Source organism: Prolixibacter sp. NT017 (assembly GCF_009617875.1).
In the GTDB taxonomy this organism is placed as follows: domain Bacteria; phylum Bacteroidota; class Bacteroidia; order Bacteroidales; family Prolixibacteraceae; genus Prolixibacter.
Genome location: NZ_BLAV01000001.1, coordinates 969,590 through 989,611, shown reverse-complemented (window position 1 = coordinate 989,611; position 20,022 = coordinate 969,590). Strand labels below are relative to the sequence as shown.

General features: G+C 46.1%; 15 protein-coding genes and 2 pseudogenes. 11 read left to right on the top strand and 6 right to left on the bottom strand.

What is annotated here, in order from left to right; genetic code table 11:
• The 11 genes and pseudogenes from GJU87_RS21780 to GJU87_RS04045 all read left to right on the top strand — a co-directional run.
• A pseudogene (locus GJU87_RS21780) lies at positions 1-204 on the top strand (hypothetical protein); the annotation flags it as partial.
• A 117-nt stretch (positions 205-321) separates the two neighbouring features.
• Positions 322-498, top strand: a pseudogene (locus GJU87_RS21775) (DapH/DapD/GlmU-related protein); the annotation flags it as partial.
• 199 nt (positions 499-697) lie between these two features.
• A complete protein-coding gene (locus tag GJU87_RS04085; RefSeq protein WP_153638331.1) occupies positions 698-1,432 on the top strand; it encodes a WecB/TagA/CpsF family glycosyltransferase in 735 nt (244 codons plus the stop codon).
• 170 nt (positions 1,433-1,602) lie between these two features.
• Positions 1,603-3,006 (top strand): sugar transferase, encoded by a 1,404-nt coding sequence (locus GJU87_RS04080; RefSeq protein WP_153638330.1) that lies wholly within the window; start codon positions 1,603-1,605, stop codon positions 3,004-3,006.
• A gap of 148 nt (positions 3,007-3,154) precedes the next feature.
• On the top strand, positions 3,155-3,928 hold the full coding sequence (locus GJU87_RS04075; RefSeq protein WP_153638329.1) for an outer membrane beta-barrel protein: 774 nt from the start codon (positions 3,155-3,157) through the stop codon (positions 3,926-3,928).
• Positions 3,929-4,504: 576 nt separating this feature from the next.
• Positions 4,505-7,591, top strand: a complete 3,087-nt coding sequence (ccsA, locus tag GJU87_RS04070) for a cytochrome c biogenesis protein CcsA (protein WP_194831434.1) — start codon at positions 4,505-4,507, stop codon at positions 7,589-7,591.
• A 15-nt stretch (positions 7,592-7,606) separates the two neighbouring features.
• On the top strand, positions 7,607-8,410 hold the full coding sequence (locus GJU87_RS04065) for a hypothetical protein (protein ID WP_153638327.1): 804 nt from the start codon (positions 7,607-7,609) through the stop codon (positions 8,408-8,410).
• Positions 8,398-9,744, top strand: coding sequence for an NAD(P)-binding domain-containing protein (locus GJU87_RS04060; RefSeq protein ID WP_153638326.1), 1,347 nt, complete (start codon positions 8,398-8,400; stop codon positions 9,742-9,744). The genes GJU87_RS04065 and GJU87_RS04060 overlap by 13 nt, the downstream gene beginning before the upstream one ends.
• A gap of 18 nt (positions 9,745-9,762) precedes the next feature.
• A complete protein-coding gene (locus GJU87_RS04055; RefSeq protein WP_153638325.1) occupies positions 9,763-11,349 on the top strand; it encodes a cytochrome C in 1,587 nt (528 codons plus the stop codon).
• Positions 11,328-12,566 carry a hypothetical protein gene (locus GJU87_RS04050; RefSeq protein WP_153638324.1) on the top strand — a complete coding sequence of 413 codons (1,239 nt, stop codon included), beginning with the start codon at positions 11,328-11,330 and terminating at the stop codon, positions 12,564-12,566. Before GJU87_RS04055 ends, GJU87_RS04050 begins: the two co-directional genes overlap by 22 nt.
• Positions 12,567-12,593: 27 nt before the next feature.
• Positions 12,594-14,198: a hypothetical protein gene (locus GJU87_RS04045; RefSeq protein WP_153638323.1), complete on the top strand. Its 1,605-nt coding sequence runs from the start codon at positions 12,594-12,596 to the stop codon at positions 14,196-14,198.
• An 84-nt stretch (positions 14,199-14,282) separates the two neighbouring features.
• Here the strand turns inward: GJU87_RS04045 and GJU87_RS04040 are convergent, their stop codons facing one another.
• The 6 genes from GJU87_RS04040 to GJU87_RS04015 all read right to left on the bottom strand — a co-directional run bounded on the left by GJU87_RS04040 (position 14,283) and on the right by GJU87_RS04015 (position 19,892).
• Complete coding sequence (locus GJU87_RS04040; RefSeq protein ID WP_153638322.1) at positions 14,283-14,576, bottom strand: hypothetical protein; 294 nt, start codon at positions 14,574-14,576, stop codon at positions 14,283-14,285.
• Between the two features lie 172 nt (positions 14,577-14,748).
• Positions 14,749-15,036, bottom strand: coding sequence for a hypothetical protein (locus tag GJU87_RS04035; protein ID WP_153638321.1), 288 nt, complete (start codon positions 15,034-15,036; stop codon positions 14,749-14,751).
• 195 nt (positions 15,037-15,231) lie between these two features.
• A complete protein-coding gene (locus GJU87_RS04030; RefSeq protein ID WP_153638320.1) occupies positions 15,232-15,615 on the bottom strand; it encodes a hypothetical protein in 384 nt (127 codons plus the stop codon).
• 228 nt (positions 15,616-15,843) lie between these two features.
• Positions 15,844-17,031 (bottom strand): low temperature requirement protein A, encoded by a 1,188-nt coding sequence (locus tag GJU87_RS04025; RefSeq protein ID WP_153638319.1) that lies wholly within the window; start codon positions 17,029-17,031, stop codon positions 15,844-15,846.
• Positions 17,032-17,203: 172 nt separating this feature from the next.
• A complete protein-coding gene (locus tag GJU87_RS04020) occupies positions 17,204-17,998 on the bottom strand; it encodes a DUF481 domain-containing protein (protein WP_194831433.1) in 795 nt (264 codons plus the stop codon).
• Between the two features lie 301 nt (positions 17,999-18,299).
• Positions 18,300-19,892: a murein L,D-transpeptidase gene (locus tag GJU87_RS04015; RefSeq protein WP_153638317.1), complete on the bottom strand. Its 1,593-nt coding sequence runs from the start codon at positions 19,890-19,892 to the stop codon at positions 18,300-18,302.
• Positions 19,893-20,022 lie beyond the last annotated feature (130 nt).

Genomic DNA, 20,022 nt, shown 5'->3' with positions numbered 1-20,022 from the left:
ATGATTAGAAAATTGAAACAACTAAGGAATTTCTACCTCTCTCATATTAAGTGGAGAAAATATGAAATTGGAAAAAACTTCCACGCAGGTCGTGGTGTTTTTCTCTGGGCCAAAAATAATATCACAATTGGAATTAATTTTTATATTGGAAAATACTCCATCATTGAGTGTGACACTAAAATAGGAGACAATGTTATTTTTGCAAATCACGTCTCTCTTGTTGGTCGGTATGACCATCACTACCAACAAATTGGAAAACCGACTCGTTTAGCAAGCCAGATTAGAGAAAAAGATTATAATTGGAAAGGCCTTTATCAAAAAACCATAATTGAAGATGATGTTTGGATTGGATTAGGTACAATCATTTTATCTGGAGTAACTATTGGAAAAGGGAGTATCGTCGCAGCAGGTTCTGTTGTTACTAAAGATGTTGCTCCCTATTCGATCTATGGTGGAAATCCTGCCAAAAAGATTAAAAATCGATTTGATACGGAAGAAGATTTAAAGGAACATATAAAGCAATACAAACTTCAAGGGTTTTAAAATAAAGTCCCTTTCTTAACTAACAGGAAGAGATGAGGTAAAAACAACTTATCAATTGATAAAACCGCCTAATTTCGTAGTTTTGTTTCCCGTTCACAGCCGTGAAACAACCGGAAGCAGGCAGTGCCCATTTGTAGAAGCATTTTCGAAACAGATGAAATTATCAACCACGGACCTTTACCACCAGTCGTTAAATGACCTGACTACTGGAAAACTATTGATTACCACCATCAATGCCCACTCGTACAACGTGGCGCAGCAAGACCCCGATTTTGTGGAAGCCTTGCAGCGAAGCGATGTTCTTCTGCCTGACGGGGTAAGTGTGGCCTGGGCAAAGCGGTGGCTCACCGGCCAACCCGTGAAGAAAATTGCCGGCGCCGACCTGTTTGCCTGGGAAATGAACCGGCTGGCAGCTGCAGGCCAGGGAAAAGTTTTCTTTTTGGGGAGTACAGAAAAAACGCTTGCCAAAATAAAAGCCCGGGCTGCCCGGGAATATCCTAAGGTGGAAGTACATACCTATTCTCCACCCTACAAGCCGGAATTTACGGAGGAAGACAACAGTGCTATGCTGGCGGCTGTCAACGCAGTGCAACCGGATGTCCTTTTCATCGGGATGACGGCCCCCAAGCAGGAGAAGTGGGCCTATCGACACAAAGAACAACTACAGGCAGGGCACATCGGATGCATCGGCGCCGTGTTCGACTTCTACGCCGGCACCGTCAACCGGGCTCCGCAATGGATGCTCAATCTGGGACTGGAATGGTTCTACCGCCTCATCCGGGAACCTCGCCGCATGTGGCGCCGCTACCTGATTGGAAACACGAAGTTTATACTCTCTATTATGAAGGAAAAAGTTCAAATTAGTAAGCATAAAGAAGAAAGACGCTAGACACCAGAGGTAAGAGCGTGAGAAAGTGTGAGCGTGTGAATGGGAGAGTTTCCCATTTTCTCACCTTCCCATATCTAAACTAAACCATCACTTATAAACAACAACTAACCTTCCGTTCCCAATCGCAGACGGAAAAAACAACCTATTTTTAATCAATTAGCCTTCCTCCTATGATCAAAGAACGAGAACCTATTCTGGAGAAGATCAGTGTCGCCAATCAGACGATGCTCAGTTTCCTCTCCTATGCTGGTGCCTTGACCCTGTACCAATGGTTCCTCCATCAGCCCGTCAACTTCACGAAAGAAGAAAAACTAATCGGATTGATTATCCTGCCGTTGTGGTTCCTACTGCTCGAAATTAAAGAGTTGGGACGTATGATTCGGACGACCGGTTATTTGGCCATCTTCCGTAGCTATGCAACCCTTACCATCATCGGAACGCTCATACTGGCTTTGCCGGTTTACCTGATTCCGCTGGATACCGTTAGTATTGATGAACTCCTTTTGTTTGCCATCGTCAGCACGTTTGTGTTGTACGTGAGCAAAATATCGTTCTATACCTTCTTCCGGTACATCCGGAGAAAAGGGTATAATTACCGGATGATCCTGGTGGTGGCCGACCAATACTCCGACCAACTCATCCGGCAAATCGCCGAAACAAGGGACTGGGGATACCGGATTTGTGGTATCATGACCGATGCCCCGGCTATCATCGACTGCTTTGGCGACGACTTTACCATCGTCTCGCCTAAGACCAATATGGATCAGTACCTGGTGAGCCAAACCATCGACGAAGTGCTCTACTGCAAAGGGGAAAGCGATCGCAACGAGATTCAATATATCCTGAACGCCTGTCGGGAAATCGGAGTCGTGTTCTACCTCCAATCTGAATTGAAAACATTTAGAGAGTTGAACCTACGTCTCACCACCCGGAATTACCAGCCACTGTTTGCCTATCAAAATATTCCGGAAAACTACTTCCTGCTGAAGCTCAAACATGCCTTTGATTTTGTGTTTTCATTAATCGTAGTCATCCTGCTGTCGCCTGTTTTTCTGCTCATCGCGATAGCCATCAAGTTTGACGATAACGGGCCGGTTTTCTTTTCACAGGAGCGGGTTGGACTGAATGGACGCCGCTTTCAGTGCATGAAATTTCGTACGATGGTAATAGAAGCCGAAGCGATGAAATTGCAGCTGGTAGGTCAGAACGAACAGCAAGGACCGGTATTCAAAATCAAAAATGATCCGCGAGTTACCCGCGTGGGAGCTTTCCTCCGGAAAACTTCAATGGATGAACTGCCTCAGTTTTTCAATGTACTTCATGGAGACATGTCGGTCGTAGGACCCCGCCCTCCCATCCCGTCCGAGGTAAAACAATATGAGCGCTGGCAGAATCGCCGATTGAGCATGAAGCCAGGTATTACCTGTATCTGGCAGGTTTCCGGAAGAAATAACATCCCATTTGACCAGTGGATGAAGATGGATTTGGAATACATTGATAAGTGGTCGCTGAAGCTCGACTTTAAACTGATTCTAAAAACCATCAAAACAATTTTTACGGCTTCCGGACAATAATAAACATATTATTTTGTTCGTTAACTATTCAGTACGAAAGAACCAAACCAACCGGACCGGGAATATCCGATGTACACAACGACAAACATAACAAGAACAATCTTCACATCGAAGCAGCAGACTTACGGATGTGTAATTCAATCTCCTTATGCACATTAAAACAATTGCTACTACACTGGCACTGCTTTTAGTTCTACCACTCACCGGCGCTGCACAGTCGTATACCAGCCGTTACTACCGGCCCCCGTTTAAGACTTACTGGGAAGCGGGACTCAGCGTTGGCGCCTCCACATACACGGGCCATATCGATAAAGAGAATCCCAACGCTTTGAAGAATCCGTGGAATACCACCATGGATCCAACGATTGGAGGTTTTATCGAATACCATGTCCAACGTTTTTTAGGTCTGCAGGTAGCTCTCTTTTCAACCCGGCTGACCGGTACCTGGAACGAGAACTATCCTTATCCGGTAAACTATGACCCGGCAAGAGACAAATTTCCACCACTCACCTTTATAACGGGTGTGACTTGTTATTCGCTTTCTGCGGTAGGCTACTTTAGTTCCTTTTTTGTCACTTCCAACCCCAAACCCAAACTGGATGTCTTTGCAAAAGCCGGCATCGGGCAGCTCACTACCAACTTGATTGACGCCTGGGAAGGTTTGCCACCGGATGACAACCAACGCCGGATGGTGTATCTTTTCTCAGGAGGCTTGAAATACCATATAGACGATCACTGGCGGGCCGGCCTGGAAGGACAGTGGAATTTGGTGAACACCGACCGGTTGGATGGCCTTAATGATTATCAAATTGAACAAACAGAATATTGGAAATACCCCTATTTCAAAGCCAAGGAGCATTTCATGACCATCCAGGTTAAGGTTAGCTATACCTTTGGAGAACAAACCAAATGGCGCTATTAAACCGGTTTCAGGTTGGAAAAATTGTTAATATTTAAGTGTTAAGACACCAGACTGACTTGCAACCTTTGACCCCAACACTGCGTCCGGGATTTCGCTTCGCTTAACTTTTGCCCTTTTCCTTTTACCTGCGCCTCTGCCTGTCCCTGATCCTTCTCTCCCTTTTTATTGTCGCAAGGCGGCGCAGGACCATTAATACTTCGTTCCACGTCAGTAGCTCCGTGCCCCGAATGGGTTCTACCTTGAGGCGGCGTCATCCCGGCTATCGCCGTTCTTCCTTCCCCAAAGTTTTGGAATGATGGCCCTCAGGCCTTTGACTTTTGCCTTTTCTCACCTTCTCAGCTTTTCAGCTTCAGGTTTCGCTCTGCCCAACTTTCGCCTTTCTCTTTGCCTCTGCCTTTTCTCTCTTTCTCCCAATCACCCACTCTCCGCTCCCCTATTCCCCTATCTGAAAGCATTATAAATCACATCCAACATTTCCTATTTTGAATAACTCCAACTATTTTCACAACATCCATTCATTTTAATAAATGACTATGTGCATGTGAAATGAATGGTTCCCCCTCTAAAACCGAACTTATGAAAAAGGCAGGAAATCTCCTTTTCTCCATGACCACAGCCGTCATCCTCATGACGGTTTTCGCTGTTTCCATAGCATGGGCCACCTTTATCGAGCGCGACTACGGGACAGCTACGGCTCATAAAATGGTGTACAACGCCGTTTGGTTTCAAATCGTTTTGTGGCTGGTAGCCATCAACATCTCCGGCAACGTATTGAAATACAATCTGGTCAACCGGAAGAAATGGACCATCCTGCTGTTTCACATCGCCTTTCTCTTCATCCTGGCAGGAGGAGCCATTACCAGCTATTTCGGCTACGAAGGAATGATGCACATCCGTGAAGGAGCGTCCTCCAACCAGCTGCAACTGAATGAAACCTACCTCACCCTGCAAGCCGATTACATGGGCGTAAAAAAATCGGCATCCAAAGCCATCAGCCTGACGCCGCGGGGTAACAACCAGTACACTGAATCACTGGAAATTGGCGGCATCAAAGTCCGGATGGAAACCGAGCTGTACATTCCCAATGTCGCCGAGAAACTGGTGCCCACGACGAATGGCATCCCCGGCATATCCCTCTTCATCATGGATAGTCGCAAAGGCGGACACGAAAGCGAACTGTTACAGGGAGAAGAAACCACTGTCGATAACCAAACCTACTCCTTCCATTCCGGGCAACCGGGTACCATCACTTTCAGTGCGAAAGACAACCAACCGGCATTCACCAGCACTGATACGGTGCTAATGACCGGCATGATGACCCGGGACACGACCGTATTGCTGCCCGGCGTCCTGCATCTGGCGAAGGAAAAGACCATCTATCGCATGGGCGGACAAGTGTTCGTTATCAAATCATTTCTTCCTTCGGCACAAAAAAGCATGACCAGCGTAGCAGAAAATAACAGCGGCGTGCAGGGACTGGTGGTTTCCCTCTCAACCGACAATCAAACGAAGAGACTCAACCTGCTGAATCGTGACGGTGAAGCCGTTCCGGTACAAACACAACTGGGCGACCTTAACCTCACGGCTTCTTTCGGAGCCAAATCCGTAGAGCTGCCTTTCTCGGTTAAGCTGAATGATTTCATCCTGGAACGCTATCCCGGATCGAACAGCCCATCTTCCTATGCCAGCGAGGTGACGGTTCAGAATCCCGACGGTTCGTCCTTTCCCTACCGCATTTTCATGAATCACATTCTGAAATACAAAGGCTACCGCTTTTTCCAGGCCTCCTACGACCGCGATGAGCGGGGCACCATTCTCTCCGTCAGTCACGACTATTGGGGAACATTTTTCACCTACCTGGGCTATTTGCTCATGGGAATCGGGATGGTCCTAACGCTGATGAACCGGAACAGTCGCGTGCACGCCCTTATCCGGCAAGGTGTTGAAATCAGAAAGCTGAAGCGCAATTCATTGGGGTTCATCATCGTTTTCGTCCTGCTGACCTCTGCTTTACCAGCTTCACTCAATGCCCAAACGCTTTCCGGCAGCAAAGCTCAACACATCAAAGAACTCAACTTGTTGCTGGTCCAAAACCGCAACGGACGTGTCGAACCGTTTTCGACTATTTCTTCCGCGCTAATGCGAAAGATTCATAAAAGCGAGAGCTACCGCGACATGTCTTCCACGGAAGTGATACTGGGCATGCTCGCCAATCTGGCGAAATGGCAACAGGAAAGATTCATTAAGGTCTACAACAAAGAACTGGCTTCACAACTGGGAAGCTCAGGCGAATACATCAGCTTTCAGCAGTTGTTTGAAAACGGCCGGTACAAGTTGCGGGAGCTCGCCAACAACGCCTACCACAAAGAGCCCGGCCAGCGGAACCAGTTCGACAAGGAAGTCATCAACCTCGACGAACGGGTGAATATTTGTTACCAGCTGTTCAATCACTCCTTTCTAAAGCTCTTCCCCTTACCGGGAAATCATAGCGATAGCTGGGTAACCGAACAGACACTGAAGCAAATCGGGAGCAATGAACATACAACCGAACCGCTGACGATTTACACCAACTATCTGCAGGCGGTGCAGCAGGCGCAAACCAGCGGCAACTGGAGCCAACCCGACCAATTACTCCTGGCCCTGAAACAATATCAGCTGACCAATGGTGGGAGCATCATTCCTTCCCAATCGAAAATCAGGATGGAGAATTTTTACAACCAGGCCAACCTCTTTGGAAAACTGGCAATCGTCTACGCCCTGCTCGGCTCGCTGCTGCTCCTGATTCAATTGGTTATCTTCTTCCGCCCGCAAATGAAAACGAGGCGCATCAACCTGGCCGGCATGGTGTTCTCGCTGCTCATCTTCGCTGTTTATACCTTCGGCCTGATTTTGCGCTGGTACATCTCGGGGCATGCACCCTGGAGCAACGGCTACGAAACCATGATTTTCGTGGGCTGGGCAACGGCGCTCGCCGGACTATTCCTTTCGCGCCAGTCGGGCATCACATTAGCCGTCACCAACCTATTGGCCGGTATCATGCTGCTGGTCGCGGGAATGAGCTGGCTCAACCCGGAAATTACACCACTGGTTCCGGTGCTGAAGTCCTACTGGCTGATTGTTCATGTGGCAGTAATTACCTCCAGCTACGGATTCCTCTCCATCGGCGCACTGCTGGGATTCTTGAACCTGTTCCTTATTATCATTCGAAATCCGAAAAACAACCAGCGCCTGAGCCTGCACATCCGTGAAATCACGGTAATGAACGAGATTACCTTAATTATTGGAATGATTCTCCTTACTGCAGGCTCCTTCCTGGGCGGAATCTGGGCCAACGAATCGTGGGGACGTTACTGGGGCTGGGACCCGAAAGAAACCTGGTCGCTGGTCACCATCCTGGTCTATGCCGTGGTGTTACACTTGCGGAAAATTCCGGGAATGAAGAACAACGCGATATTCAACGGTCTGTCGGTATTGAGTTTTGGCTCCGTACTGATGACGTTCGTCGGAGTAAACTATTATCTGTCCGGACTGCATTCGTACGCACAGGGAGAAGCACCGCCAGTTCCCAACGCCGTTTACATCACCGTCATTGTCATCGTGGGGATGATGGTAGCAGCTTACGTGAAGGAAAAGAATTCACCCCTTGCCCGATTGAGTGAGTAACTAAAAAACGAACTTATGTCGCCAAAAGCACACAAAATATACATTGGAACATTTGTCATCATCGTAGTGGTCATCACCGCTGCACTGACCATCGCAGGCTATTCCTACTACACCACGCCCATCGTTGACCGGTTCCATCATCCCGACTACAATCTGCTGAAACCAAGTGGTATTCTGGGACATGGCTACGGCATCGTGGGCACCTTGCTCATCATCACCGGCATCGCTACCTACATGATGCGCAAAAGGATGCGGATATTTTCGCGTTGGGGACGTTTAAAACATTGGCTTGAATTTCATATCTTTCTGTGCACTCTCGGAGCCATTCTGATTCTATTCCACACTTCCTTCAAGTTCGGAGGCATTGTTTCCGCCAGTTTTTGGAGCATGGTCGCCGTTGTCATCAGTGGTGTCATCGGACGTTACATCTATATTCAAATCCCACATACTATCGAGGGTCGCGAAATGAACCTGCATGAAGTACATTCATTGCAGGAGGGAATCGGACAGAAGCTCCGGACCGATTACGGCGTGGAGGAACAGGTTTTTGCTTCGCTGAAGGCAAACCGACGTGCCGCTATCCGGTTGCTGAAAAAAGAGTCGCGAAAAAAGGGCATGCGCGGAAAAGAGATACGCAAAGCCATCCGGTTGCTGAAAACAGAGGATAAACTGACTGGCCGGATCAAACGGCTGGAAAAGATGCAGAACCTGTTCCGGTACTGGCATATCGCACATCAGCCCTTTGCGTTGATTATGCTGATTATTATGGTTATTCATGTAACCGTCACCATATTATTCGGATACCGATGGATTTTTTAGTGGCAGAAATATGGTTGGAAAAATTAGTCTTGTATGGTGGGGTTTTCCTCATCATAGCCATTGTTTTGGGCATCTATTTACTGAAGCTGAGGCGGGAAACACGGCTTGCCGAATCAAAAATTGCGCTGGCAAAGAAAAGCGGCTTGTATGAGCCGGTTTCGCTGCATCCCGTCATTCACGTCAATAATTGCATCAAAAGCGGTGCCTGCGTTAAGGCCTGTCCCGAAACCGATGTACTCGGCATCCGGTCAGGCCGCGGAACCGTCATCAACGCCTCACACTGCATTGGACACGGAGCTTGTTTCCATGCCTGCCCGGTGGAAGCCATCACCCTGAACATTGGAACCGAAAAACGTGGCGTCGATCTGCCCCACGTCAGCCAGACCTTCGAAACTAACGTGAAAGGCATTTTTATTGCCGGCGAACTGGGTGGCATGGGATTGATCAAGAATGCCGTGGAACAGGGACGACAGGCCATCGAGAACATGGCACATCATCTCCCGAAAAAGCACGATGCCGCTTTCGATCTCATCATTGTGGGTGCCGGTCCGGCCGGAATATCTGCTTCGCTAACCGCAAAGAAACACCAGTTGAATTTCGTAACACTTGAACAAGATTCATTGGGTGGCGCGGTTTTCACCTATCCACGTGCCAAAGTGGTGATGACGGCCCCGATGTATCTGCCTCTTCATGGTAAGGTAAAACTCTCCAATACCTCGAAAGCTGAGCTGCTAAATCTCTGGATTTCCGTTTTAACGAAAAATGCCATCTCCATCCGGGAAACGACCAAAGTGGAAAGTATCGAAAAAGAAGGCGACCACTTCAAGGTAACTACTTCCCAAAACGAAAGCCTGACAGCTGCCAGAATATTGTTGACCATTGGACGCCGGGGAACTCCGCGAAAACTAAGCGTTCCAGGTGAAGATTTGGAAAAGGTGCGTTACCGCCTGCTCGATCCGGAAATCATACAAAACAAACGAGTTATGGTCGTTGGCGGAGGTGACTCAGCGGTCGAATCGGCCATGATGTTGTCAGAACAAAATGACGTAACTTTATCATACCGCAGCGGAAGCTTCAACCGGATTAAACCGGGAAACGCTACCAAACTAGAAGCGGCCGTTGCCGAACAAAAACTAACCATCAAATACTTTACGAACGTAGCGGAGATTCAAGAGGAACAGGTCATTCTCAAAAACGGTGAGACCAACGAGACAGAAGTTGTTCCGAATGATCTCATTTACATTTTTGCCGGGGGTGAACTACCCACGGAATTTTTGAAGAAAACCGGCATCACTATCACACGAAAATTCGGTGATGTGATGATGAAACACTAACAACCTGACAAAGCCCATATGAAGAAGGTGCTCATGTGCATAATCGCCCTGATTGTATCGGTTCCTGCCGTTTGGGGACAGATATCTCCCGGCGAGTTAGCGAAGGCACATGCGAACCTGGAAGGCATTCGAAACTGCGTAAAATGCCACGAACTGGGTGACAAGGTAACCAACGAAAAATGCCTTGCCTGCCACACCGAAATTGCCACCCGTATCCAACAACACGAAGGATATCATGCTTCTCCGGAAGTGCAGGGAAAAGATTGCTCCAGCTGCCACAACGATCACCACGGCCGCGATTTCGATATGCTCAACCTCAACAAAACCACATTCAATCATAACCTAACCAGCTTTCAGCTTCAGGGAGTACACAAACGAACTGACTGCCAGGCCTGCCACAAAAAAGAATTCATCACCGATACCAAGCTGAAAGACAAAAAACTGACGTACCTCGGGCTTTCGCAGCAATGTCTTTCTTGCCACCAGGACTACCACCGAAAAACCCTTTCTGATAACTGTACGGAATGTCACGATTTTGAGAGCTTCAAAACGGTTCCGAACTTCCATCATAACCAAACCGATTTTCCCCTGAAAGGGAAACACGCGGAAGTAACCTGCGTTGATTGCCACAAAAAGGAAACCATCGACGGACAGCCGTTCCAGCACTTTGCTGACGTACCGCACGCCAATTGTACCAGCTGTCACGAAGATGTCCACCACAACAAATTCGGGCAAAACTGTACCCAGTGCCACAGTGAACAATTGTGGGCACAAATCAAAGGCATGGCCAACTTCGACCACAACAAAACCGGATTCCCGTTGCAGGGCCTTCATTCGAAAGTCGCTTGCCAGCAATGCCACAAAAACGATTATGCAGCTCCGTTACCACATAATCGTTGCAATGATTGCCACGCCGACTACCACAAAAGCGATTTCACACGAACGAATCCGGCTTCCGATTGTAAAGACTGTCACACGGTTAAAGGATTTCAATTCACCAATTATACCATCGAAAAGCATAATTTGAGTAACTTTAAGCTGAACGGTGCCCACATGGCTACTCCCTGCTTTTCCTGTCACAAGAAAGAAGATCGGTGGCGTTTCCGGAATATTGGCAGCAATTGCATCGATTGTCATCAGAACGTGCATAGTGGATTCATGGATGACCAGTACACGCTAAAGGACGGCTGCAACTCCTGTCACGATGAAAATGCGTGGTCGGAAGTATCTTTCGATCACAGTAAAACCGGATTTGCCTTATCAGGAGTTCACGCTCAAACCAATTGCGGAGCTTGTCACTATGCCAAAGGAGACAACGGAAAAACCATTCAACGGTTTGCCAAATTAAATCCTTCGTGCACCGAATGTCATCAGGATGTTCATCACGAACAATTCGCCAAATACGGCAAAGAAGGTTGTTCACATTGTCACGGATTTGACGACTGGAGTGCATCGAAATTCGACCATAACCAGTCGCGGTTCAAACTCGAAGGCGCTCATGCTTCTGTCAGTTGTGTCTCGTGTCATCCGCAAGTAAAATCGAAAGATGGTTCATATACCAAATACACCTATAAATCCATCGAATGCGCTACCTGTCACAACTAATATGGTTCCTGCTGTTGCCCGTTCAGTTATGGGCACAGTCGCCTCACGGAGACAACTTCAACGTTAAGTGTGAGGTGTGTCATTCTCCGGAAGGATGGAATCTGATTGAACATCCAAAATTTGACCACGATACCACCAGCTTTGCTCTGACCGGTACCCACAAAAGTGTAGCCTGCCGGCAATGCCATGTTTCACTGGTCTTTTCACAGGCACCGACCAATTGCAACGCCTGCCACAACGATATTCATGAAAATACCGTCGGGCCGGATTGCGACCAATGCCACAATACCACAACCTGGGCCGTCAACGACATCATGGAAATACACTTACGAAGCAGGTTCCCATTGACCGGTGCGCATACCATGGCCGATTGCTACGACTGTCACAAATCAATATCGTTGATGCGTTTCGATCCCATCGGGGTGGAATGTTACGACTGTCACAAGGAAGATTTCATGGCTGCGAAAAATCCCGACCATATCGCTGGTGGATTTTCGACCGAATGTACCGATTGTCATTTCATCAATGCCGTTAACTGGGCGTCTGAAGGCTTCAACCACGATTTCTTTCCGCTGACGGAAGGGCACGCTATTAGCGACTGTGCGGCCTGCCACCAGAATGATATTTTTACCGGTCTCTCACCCGAGTGCTATTCCTGTCACGCTCAGGATTACAATAATACCACCGACCCGGATCACGTCACGGCCGGGTTCTCACAACAATGCCAGGATTGTCACACGACGCATCCGGGCTGGAGCCCTGCCACATTTAACCACGACGATTTTTATCCGCTGACCGGTGCGCATGCCGACATCGCCAACGATTGCCTGAAATGCCACGCCAACGGATACAGCAATACACCCACCGATTGCTACGGCTGTCACAAAACGGATTACGACAACACCACCGATCCGAACCATCTGGCAGCGAATTTCCCGACAACCTGCGACGACTGCCATACCGATGTAGCATGGAAACCGGCGACATTCGACCACGATGGTCAGTATTTCCCCATCTACAGTGGAACACACAGTCAGGCCTGGACCTCATGCAGCGATTGCCACACGAATTCGAGCAATTATGCCGAATTCTCGTGCATCGATTGCCACGAACATGAAAAAACCACGACGGATGATCATCACACGGACGTGAGTAACTATGTGTACAACAGCGTAAATTGCTACGAATGCCATCCCAACGGAAGAGCTGGAGATTAGAGAAAAGTAACCGAAAAAACCTTGTTGATGATGAGAAAAGCAATCATCCCGTTCATGGTCCTGGTATTGGCTGGATTCTTCGCTAAAGCGCAGGAAACGAAACAGCTGACCGGAAAAGTCTCATACATCAGCGCACAACATGTTTACGTTCGTTTTACCTCTACCGAAGGAATCAACATGGGCGATACCCTGTATGTCAAATCTAGAGGAAAGCAAATTCCGGGGCTGGTGGTTGTACAGCGCTCTTCCATCTCGTGTGTAACGACCGTTGTTGGCAGTTATTCGCCCAAAATGAATGAGCAGATTCACGCCATTCTCAAGCCCAAAGCCACCATCACCGAGGAGAAAAAGCCTGTTCCAGTTCCCCGGAAACCCGTTGCTGTTACGCCGCAACCGGCAAGGGCACAGCCGAAGTTGATACAGGAAAAATCGCGGTTATACGGCCGTGTTAAACTGGCTTCGTACTCGAACTTCTCCAACACCGATGCAAAAAATCAGCAACGGATGCGGTATTCACTTTCGTTGAATCAACAGAATATTGGCAACTCACATCTTTCATTCGACAGCTACATCACTTACAATCATCGCACAGGTGGCTGGAATGCTGACAACCAAAGTATTTTCAACAGCCTGAAGATTTACAGCATGGCCGTAGGCTATAATTTCAGCAAGAATACCAGTCTTTGGTTTGGCCGGAAAATGAATACCAAAGTTTCGAATATCGGGGCCATCGACGGGCTACAGTTCGAGACCCGCGTCAAAAATTTCACTTTTGGTATTGTCGGCGGTGCGCGTCCCGATTACATGGATTACGGCATCAATACCAACTTGCCGCAGTTCGGCGCATATGTCAGTCATGAAGCGAAGGGAAAAGAGGGAATGGTGCAGACTTCGCTGGCCGTATTCGAGCAGATGAACGGTTCCAATACCGACCGCCGGTTTGTCTACTTCCAGCACAGCAATTCACTGCTAAAAGATTTCAATTTGTTCACTTCGGTTGAAATGGATTTGTACCAGGTAAAAGACAGCGCTCCGACCAACACGCTCGACCTGACCGGATTTTATATTTCGGCTCGCTACCGGGCTTCGCGCAAGGTGTCGTTTTATGCTTCGTACGATGCGCGGAAGAATGTGATTTACTACGAAACCTATAAAACGCTGGTCGACCTGATTACCGATAATGCCACGCGGCAAGGCGTTCGCTTTCGTGTGATGGTGCGACCCATCAATTACCTCATTGTTTCGGCGCAGGCCGGTTACCGTTCCCGGAAAGGCGACCCCGATCCATCAACCAATTATAACTTCTTCATTACGCACAGCAAAATTCCCTGGTTGGAGTCGTCGATGACACTGAACGTGACCAAACTAAAAACGAGTTACCTCGACGGTTTGCAATACGGCGCCAACCTGTCAAAATACCTGCTGAATGGGAAATTGTACGGGTCGCTCTCCTACCGCATCATCGATTATAGCTTTCTCAATTCCAACTCCGGCATCAATCAAAACCTGGCCGGTTGCTCGTTTGCGTGGTATATCATGAAAAAGCTGCAACTATCGATGAACTACGAGGCCACCATCGAAAAGAGCAACGTCTTCCACCGGATGTATTGGGGATTGAGTCAGCGGTTTTGAAAAGATCTTGCACGAAAGCTTTACCATTACATCTTACTCCGTACAAAGGTCAGCCTGGCTTTCTTCCTTCCAAAAATTGAGTAATTATCCTTCCTTTGACACCGGAAAAAAATCAAACCTCACATATGGCTTTGAACTAAAGACCGTCACTTTTTCATCACGAAAGTGAGCGATATAACTCTCTTCTTCATCATTGGAATAATAGGTTACTGATCTTCCTAAGTCGGTCATATACGCAAGAAACCTTCTACTCATCACAAAGTGATCCCCGTCACGAATTGTAACGAATAAATCTCCGTCACTCAGTTCGAATTCACATGTTAGTCTGGCTTCTACTGTCATCCACCTGCGTTTTTGTAGTTCAGCTAAGTGATCCATCACAGATTGATTAACATATACTCTTGTAAGATATCATACAATTTCGACATGAAGCTAATAATACCAATTAAAACTCTCGATATTTAAAATAACTTAACATTTACATTGTTACTTCTTGCTGAAGAAAGTAAAGGACCATCAGGAATGACAAAGGGAATTAGTAGTTAACTAATCATTCATTAACCGGAAAGAGTTCGATTTTCTCAAAAGGTCTGACAGGATCGAGTATGACTATTTTTCGTTCATTAATGCGGGCAATAAGTCGTCCATCATCTGTTTCTGAGAACAACGTGAAATTGCCTTCAATGGGGGCCGTGTATAACTTGAAGGCCATATTCAGAATAACCTCGTCACCATCGGAAATGACAATGACTAAAGCACTATCGATGAACTTAAAATCGCACTGAAATCCTTCTCTTGTCGCCCATTTATGTTTTTCCAATTCATATAAGTACTTCATACTCAATATGATTTTATATATAACGAAAAAACATAAAGGTTATTATGTACGGTATGTTATCAATTGAATTATGAAATCACCACCGAGAAAGAGCAACGTGTTTCACCGAATGTATTGGGGGCTGAGTCAGCGGTTTTGAAAAATAAAAAAGGCTCGAAAAGTCAGGCCTTTTATTTCTAAAGGAGAAAATCCTTTTTATGATACAATTCTACTACTCATAAGCTTTTCATAAAATTTCCTTCCGACCGGAGTAAGTTTCATTTTATACAGTGCAGGATTCTTAGAAAACAGAATATATTCTAAAATTTTCCTACTACTAACTCCATTCTCTTTCAATAACTCCATATCAAAAATATCCTCAACGCTTTCGCTTCCAGTTAAAATAATTTCTTCAAAAACTATCAAGCCTTCTTGCTTCAAATCTTCACTGCCCTTTTGTAATTCAGACCAACAGTAGCCATCATCTTTAATAACACAAAACTCAAGCGAAGTAAGTGATTCAATATCTTGTTCAATTAGTTCCTTATATAGAACTTTAAGGATCTTATCGTGTATCAAATTCAATTCAAAAGCCTCCATAAATAAGTTTTTATTTTAAAGATAACCATTAAAATCTATCTCTCTGAGAATACCCTAGACACCAAACTTTTCATTTGAAATACAAAGAATTACAAACTCAACTTTTTGACTTAAGATTATGAGTTCAGCTTTCCATTTTCTTAAAAGGAATAGTTGGAAGCACTCAAGCAAATCACAAAAAAGAAGAGAAGATAAATGCCCTCTACTTTCGGTACAAGGTGAAGGACGCTAACCCCCTTCCTGCCTGTTTCTCATCCCGTAATACAAGGCATTCAGGTAAATGATCTCAAGTACCAGAATAACCAATACACCGGCCAGGTATAATTGCCGGCTAAAAGGCAAATGAATTTGTGTGGAGATAAAAAACAGGGAAGCCGTAACCAATAATGAAATACTGACCGGTCGTTTTAATCCCGGCAACCGCTCATGAAATACCAGCAACCCCATCATCAGGCTGATAGAAGTTAAATAGGTGGCCACTGCATAGCCCAGCTTTTGCAAAGGTATTTCGTGATGGATTTCAAAAAATGAAGTAAAGCTAACGGCGATGAGGCTAAGTGATATCAGCGTCGGAATATATAACAGTTCCAGCAGTGTAGCACTGAGAAAACCGCTCTTCACCTCCATTTGCGCTACCAGTGTGAAAAATATCCACCAAAGGGTAAAAACAATGGCGATAGCAAGCGCAAAATTCAGCCAGGCCGTAAAATCCAGCTCTTCCATTTTACTGACCCCATTTACCACCCCCAATACCACTTCGCCAAAGATGATAATAGCAAATAAGCCCAGGCGTTCGAACATGCTTGACGAGAGTTTCAGATCGGTTGAGTTGCGACGCAGCATTATATGGGCAACAAAAGGAGGAGCATAATTACAAAGGATAACAACGGGAACAATTAGTTTCAACCATTTTCCCGGGAGCATCAGGCTCAAACCCATTAATGCAAAAGCAATCAGATAAAAAATGGTGTACGGCTTGTTGTACCGCCGGTGAGACTTATCGTAAAAACCTACACTCCACCACATATAGGTGACAAAGAGCTGCATGACCATCAACACAATCGTGATATTGAAATAGCCTTTTTCCGGCGACTGACCAATGACTACGGCCAGTGCCGCGATAATTATCATCTGCCAAAGCGTCATCAACCGGGTTCGCAAGCCCTCATTACCGTGCATGTCGTGATGCATACTTCCATTCAGCCAACCCCAGAAAATCAGGATAAACAAAAAGGCATATCCGATAAAATAATCAACGCTGATATGTTGAGCCAGCTGATGCGTGATCCTCGAAATGGCAATCACATAAACCAGATCATAAAAAAGTTCGAGCCAGCTTACTCTTCGTTCTTGCTGCTGTTCAGCAAATTTTCTGGGAGGTCCCCACCATGCTGCCGATCCGGTTCTTGCTTTCATAGAAATATCTTTTTAAGCGGAATGAATGGAAATAGGTTTCACAGGAACTAAATATACAATGATCTCATCTTTTGTCAAATACAGTCTCTTTTCCCTGGAAAGCATGGTTGTATGGAAAACTCGGCCGAGAGACATAAAAACAGCCACCGCTGTCCTGTCTCATTTTCCTATCTCACAAATTATAAACTAACTGATTGGTAATGCTGTAGTAAAAACGGTCGATGGGAATGACCGGACGAAAATCGTATAAACCATCGAAGGCAACTTGAAACTGAAGGTGTTTGGACATTTGGATATCCAACTGCATCGACGGAGCAATTCGCGGATAGATGATGTCTTTATCAGGAACAAACTGCAAATAATTGATGAACACGAAGTCTGAGTTATCGGTAAGGCGTCTGGTGAATTTAAAACTACTGTTGATTTTAATTTTGTTCCGCAGGATATATTGGTCAGCCGGATTAACCGAAGGATTGACAACGCCCGTATTCCATTTTTCCCTTTCATAAAAAATACCTCCTGACAGATAAATCATGGTCAAACTGTCTCTTTTCAGCTCGAAACGCAAATTGGAGCCCGCCAGCCACCGGCTTTTCATGCCCAGAATACCGTCGTATTGATATTGTGCATAAAATTCCGGGGAGATTTTCTGATTATAATCCATTCGATAGCGGAGGTGCGTATAGCCGGCATCCCACACGTCGGTTTTTCCGGTTCTTGTCAGGCCAAACTGCGCGAGGAGCATCAAAACATCTTTTTTCATGAAATAGGATGTAGACGAACTCGACGTAAAATGCAAGACATGGGTCTGCGATTCATTCAGGTCGAGGCCGGCTTTGATATTTCCATACAACTGATGTTGATGAATACTGTCGATATGGAGCGTCAGCTGATCCACATCCAATATCTGAGCATCAGCCATTTCCGGAAGAATCATTACCGACAACCATAAAAATACGGAAAACAAAAAAGCATAGATTTTTTTTGCTCGTCTACCCGAAATCATATCGTTCATTTAAATTCAACACCGACTACTGACCTGCTCCTTTTCGGGAATGTCCGGAACACGAGGTTATCCTGAGACATCGCCATCTGCAGTTAAAACAGGTTAGATCATTTTTAGTTCTGCTTTACCTGCCGGGCATCTCGTCTACTGTTTCATTAGGACAATATTATCTAAAAAATCGGCCACCGAGTATATTGCGGTCGGAGTTAGCAAGTTGCTAGTAAATTATTGAAAACTGAATAATTTTCAGGGAAACCTTCCGCTATTCACTTTGTGGCCTCGTTGTTAAGCCCTGGTATACCCGGGTATCGCGTTGATAAATATCGTCCCGGAATTGCATGTTCCCCTTTGTATCCGTCCAGGCGGTTAAATACAGCAGATAAACCTCCGGCTGCTTTTTTAAAACGACTTTGGTTGTTTGGCCGGAAGCAACTGTCTGGTCAATTTTTTCCTGATTCCAATCGTCCTGATTGCGTAACAAGTAAGCTGCCAGAGCTAACGGATGTTCCACCCGGATACACCCCGAGCTAAAAGTACGTTGACTACGTTCAAATAACTCCCGGTGGGGTGTATCATGAAGGTAAACGTCATATGGATTCGGGAATATAAATTTGACCGCCCCCAGCGAATTATCGTCGCCGGGTGCCTGGCGATATGCATACCTGGATACCTGTTCATCATTCCAGTCAATATCTTTGGGGTCTAGTACTTTTCCTGCCACGTCAGAAACGGTAATATGCTTCTCATTTAGATAATCGAGATTTTTCAGAACTTCCGGAAGAATATCGTTTTTCAAAACGGTAGACGGAATTGTCCAAACCGGATTGAAGACCAAATAGCGCATGGTGGAATGAAACACAGGCGTTTGCCTGTACGAACGTCCCACAATTACCGGGTAGGTTCCTACTCCTTTATAATTATCAAAAACAGATAGTGAAAAATCAGAGATGGTAACCAGCAGGTAATAAGAAGGCAAACGCTGCGGCAACCATCGCAAACGCTCCATATTAACCTGAATCTGCTTAATCCTCTCCTCCACCGGTACGTTCATCTCAGCCAGGGTTTGAGGTCCGATATTGCCCAACGCCTCCAGTCCATTCCTCTTCTGATAGTGGATGACAGCGGCTCTTAATGTATTATCATAAAAAGTTGAATCTGCATCTGTTATTCCGGAATAATCTCCGGTAACTGTCAATCGCCGCCTGACCATGGCCACTCTGTCATCACTCATACCGGGTGTAATCATTTTCCCGTCCGGAATGCGCTTCCATCCGCCGTTTGCTTCCATCCCGCGGTAACGCTGCAACTGGTATTTCAATCCGTGGTAATACGGTAACATCGAAATCAATTCAGCATAAACCTCTTTTATCGTCGTTCGGGATAAACGGTACAGGTAGTTCAGCGGATTTTTCTCGTTAAGGATAACATGCCATTGCGGATCGATTTTTACCGGGTCCGTTTTTCCCGTCTGAATATGACTAACGTACAACAGGAAAGCATCACTGAGCAAGATGTCCAGTCTGGCGCGATCATGCACATTGCGACTTGAAAGTAATGTTTTTATCCGTTTCAGGTGATAATCGGTTGGCTGTAGCCCATCAACATCGCAATGTTCCAGTTGCGACACAAACCCATTGATCTGCTTCGTTTTTACCCAATAAGGTGCATAATGGTCATGAAGATATGCTTTCTGTAATTCGGATATATTAAAAACTTTTCCTCCACCAACTAATGTCTGTTCACGTATCAGACATTCGATATTTGACTTTATCTCTTCATTCAGGTTGGCTGCTTGTACCCCCGATGAGACAAGTGCCAGGCCGATGGCTAGAATATAATACAGTTTCAACTTCATAAATTACACAACTGAGGAACGGCCTCAATATTAGCAAATTTTGAACCAATAAGAATAGCCGGGTATGGAAAACCCATCAAGAGTATTTTTCAGGATGAATAAGGTAAGGTACTATACCGTTTGAAGGTGA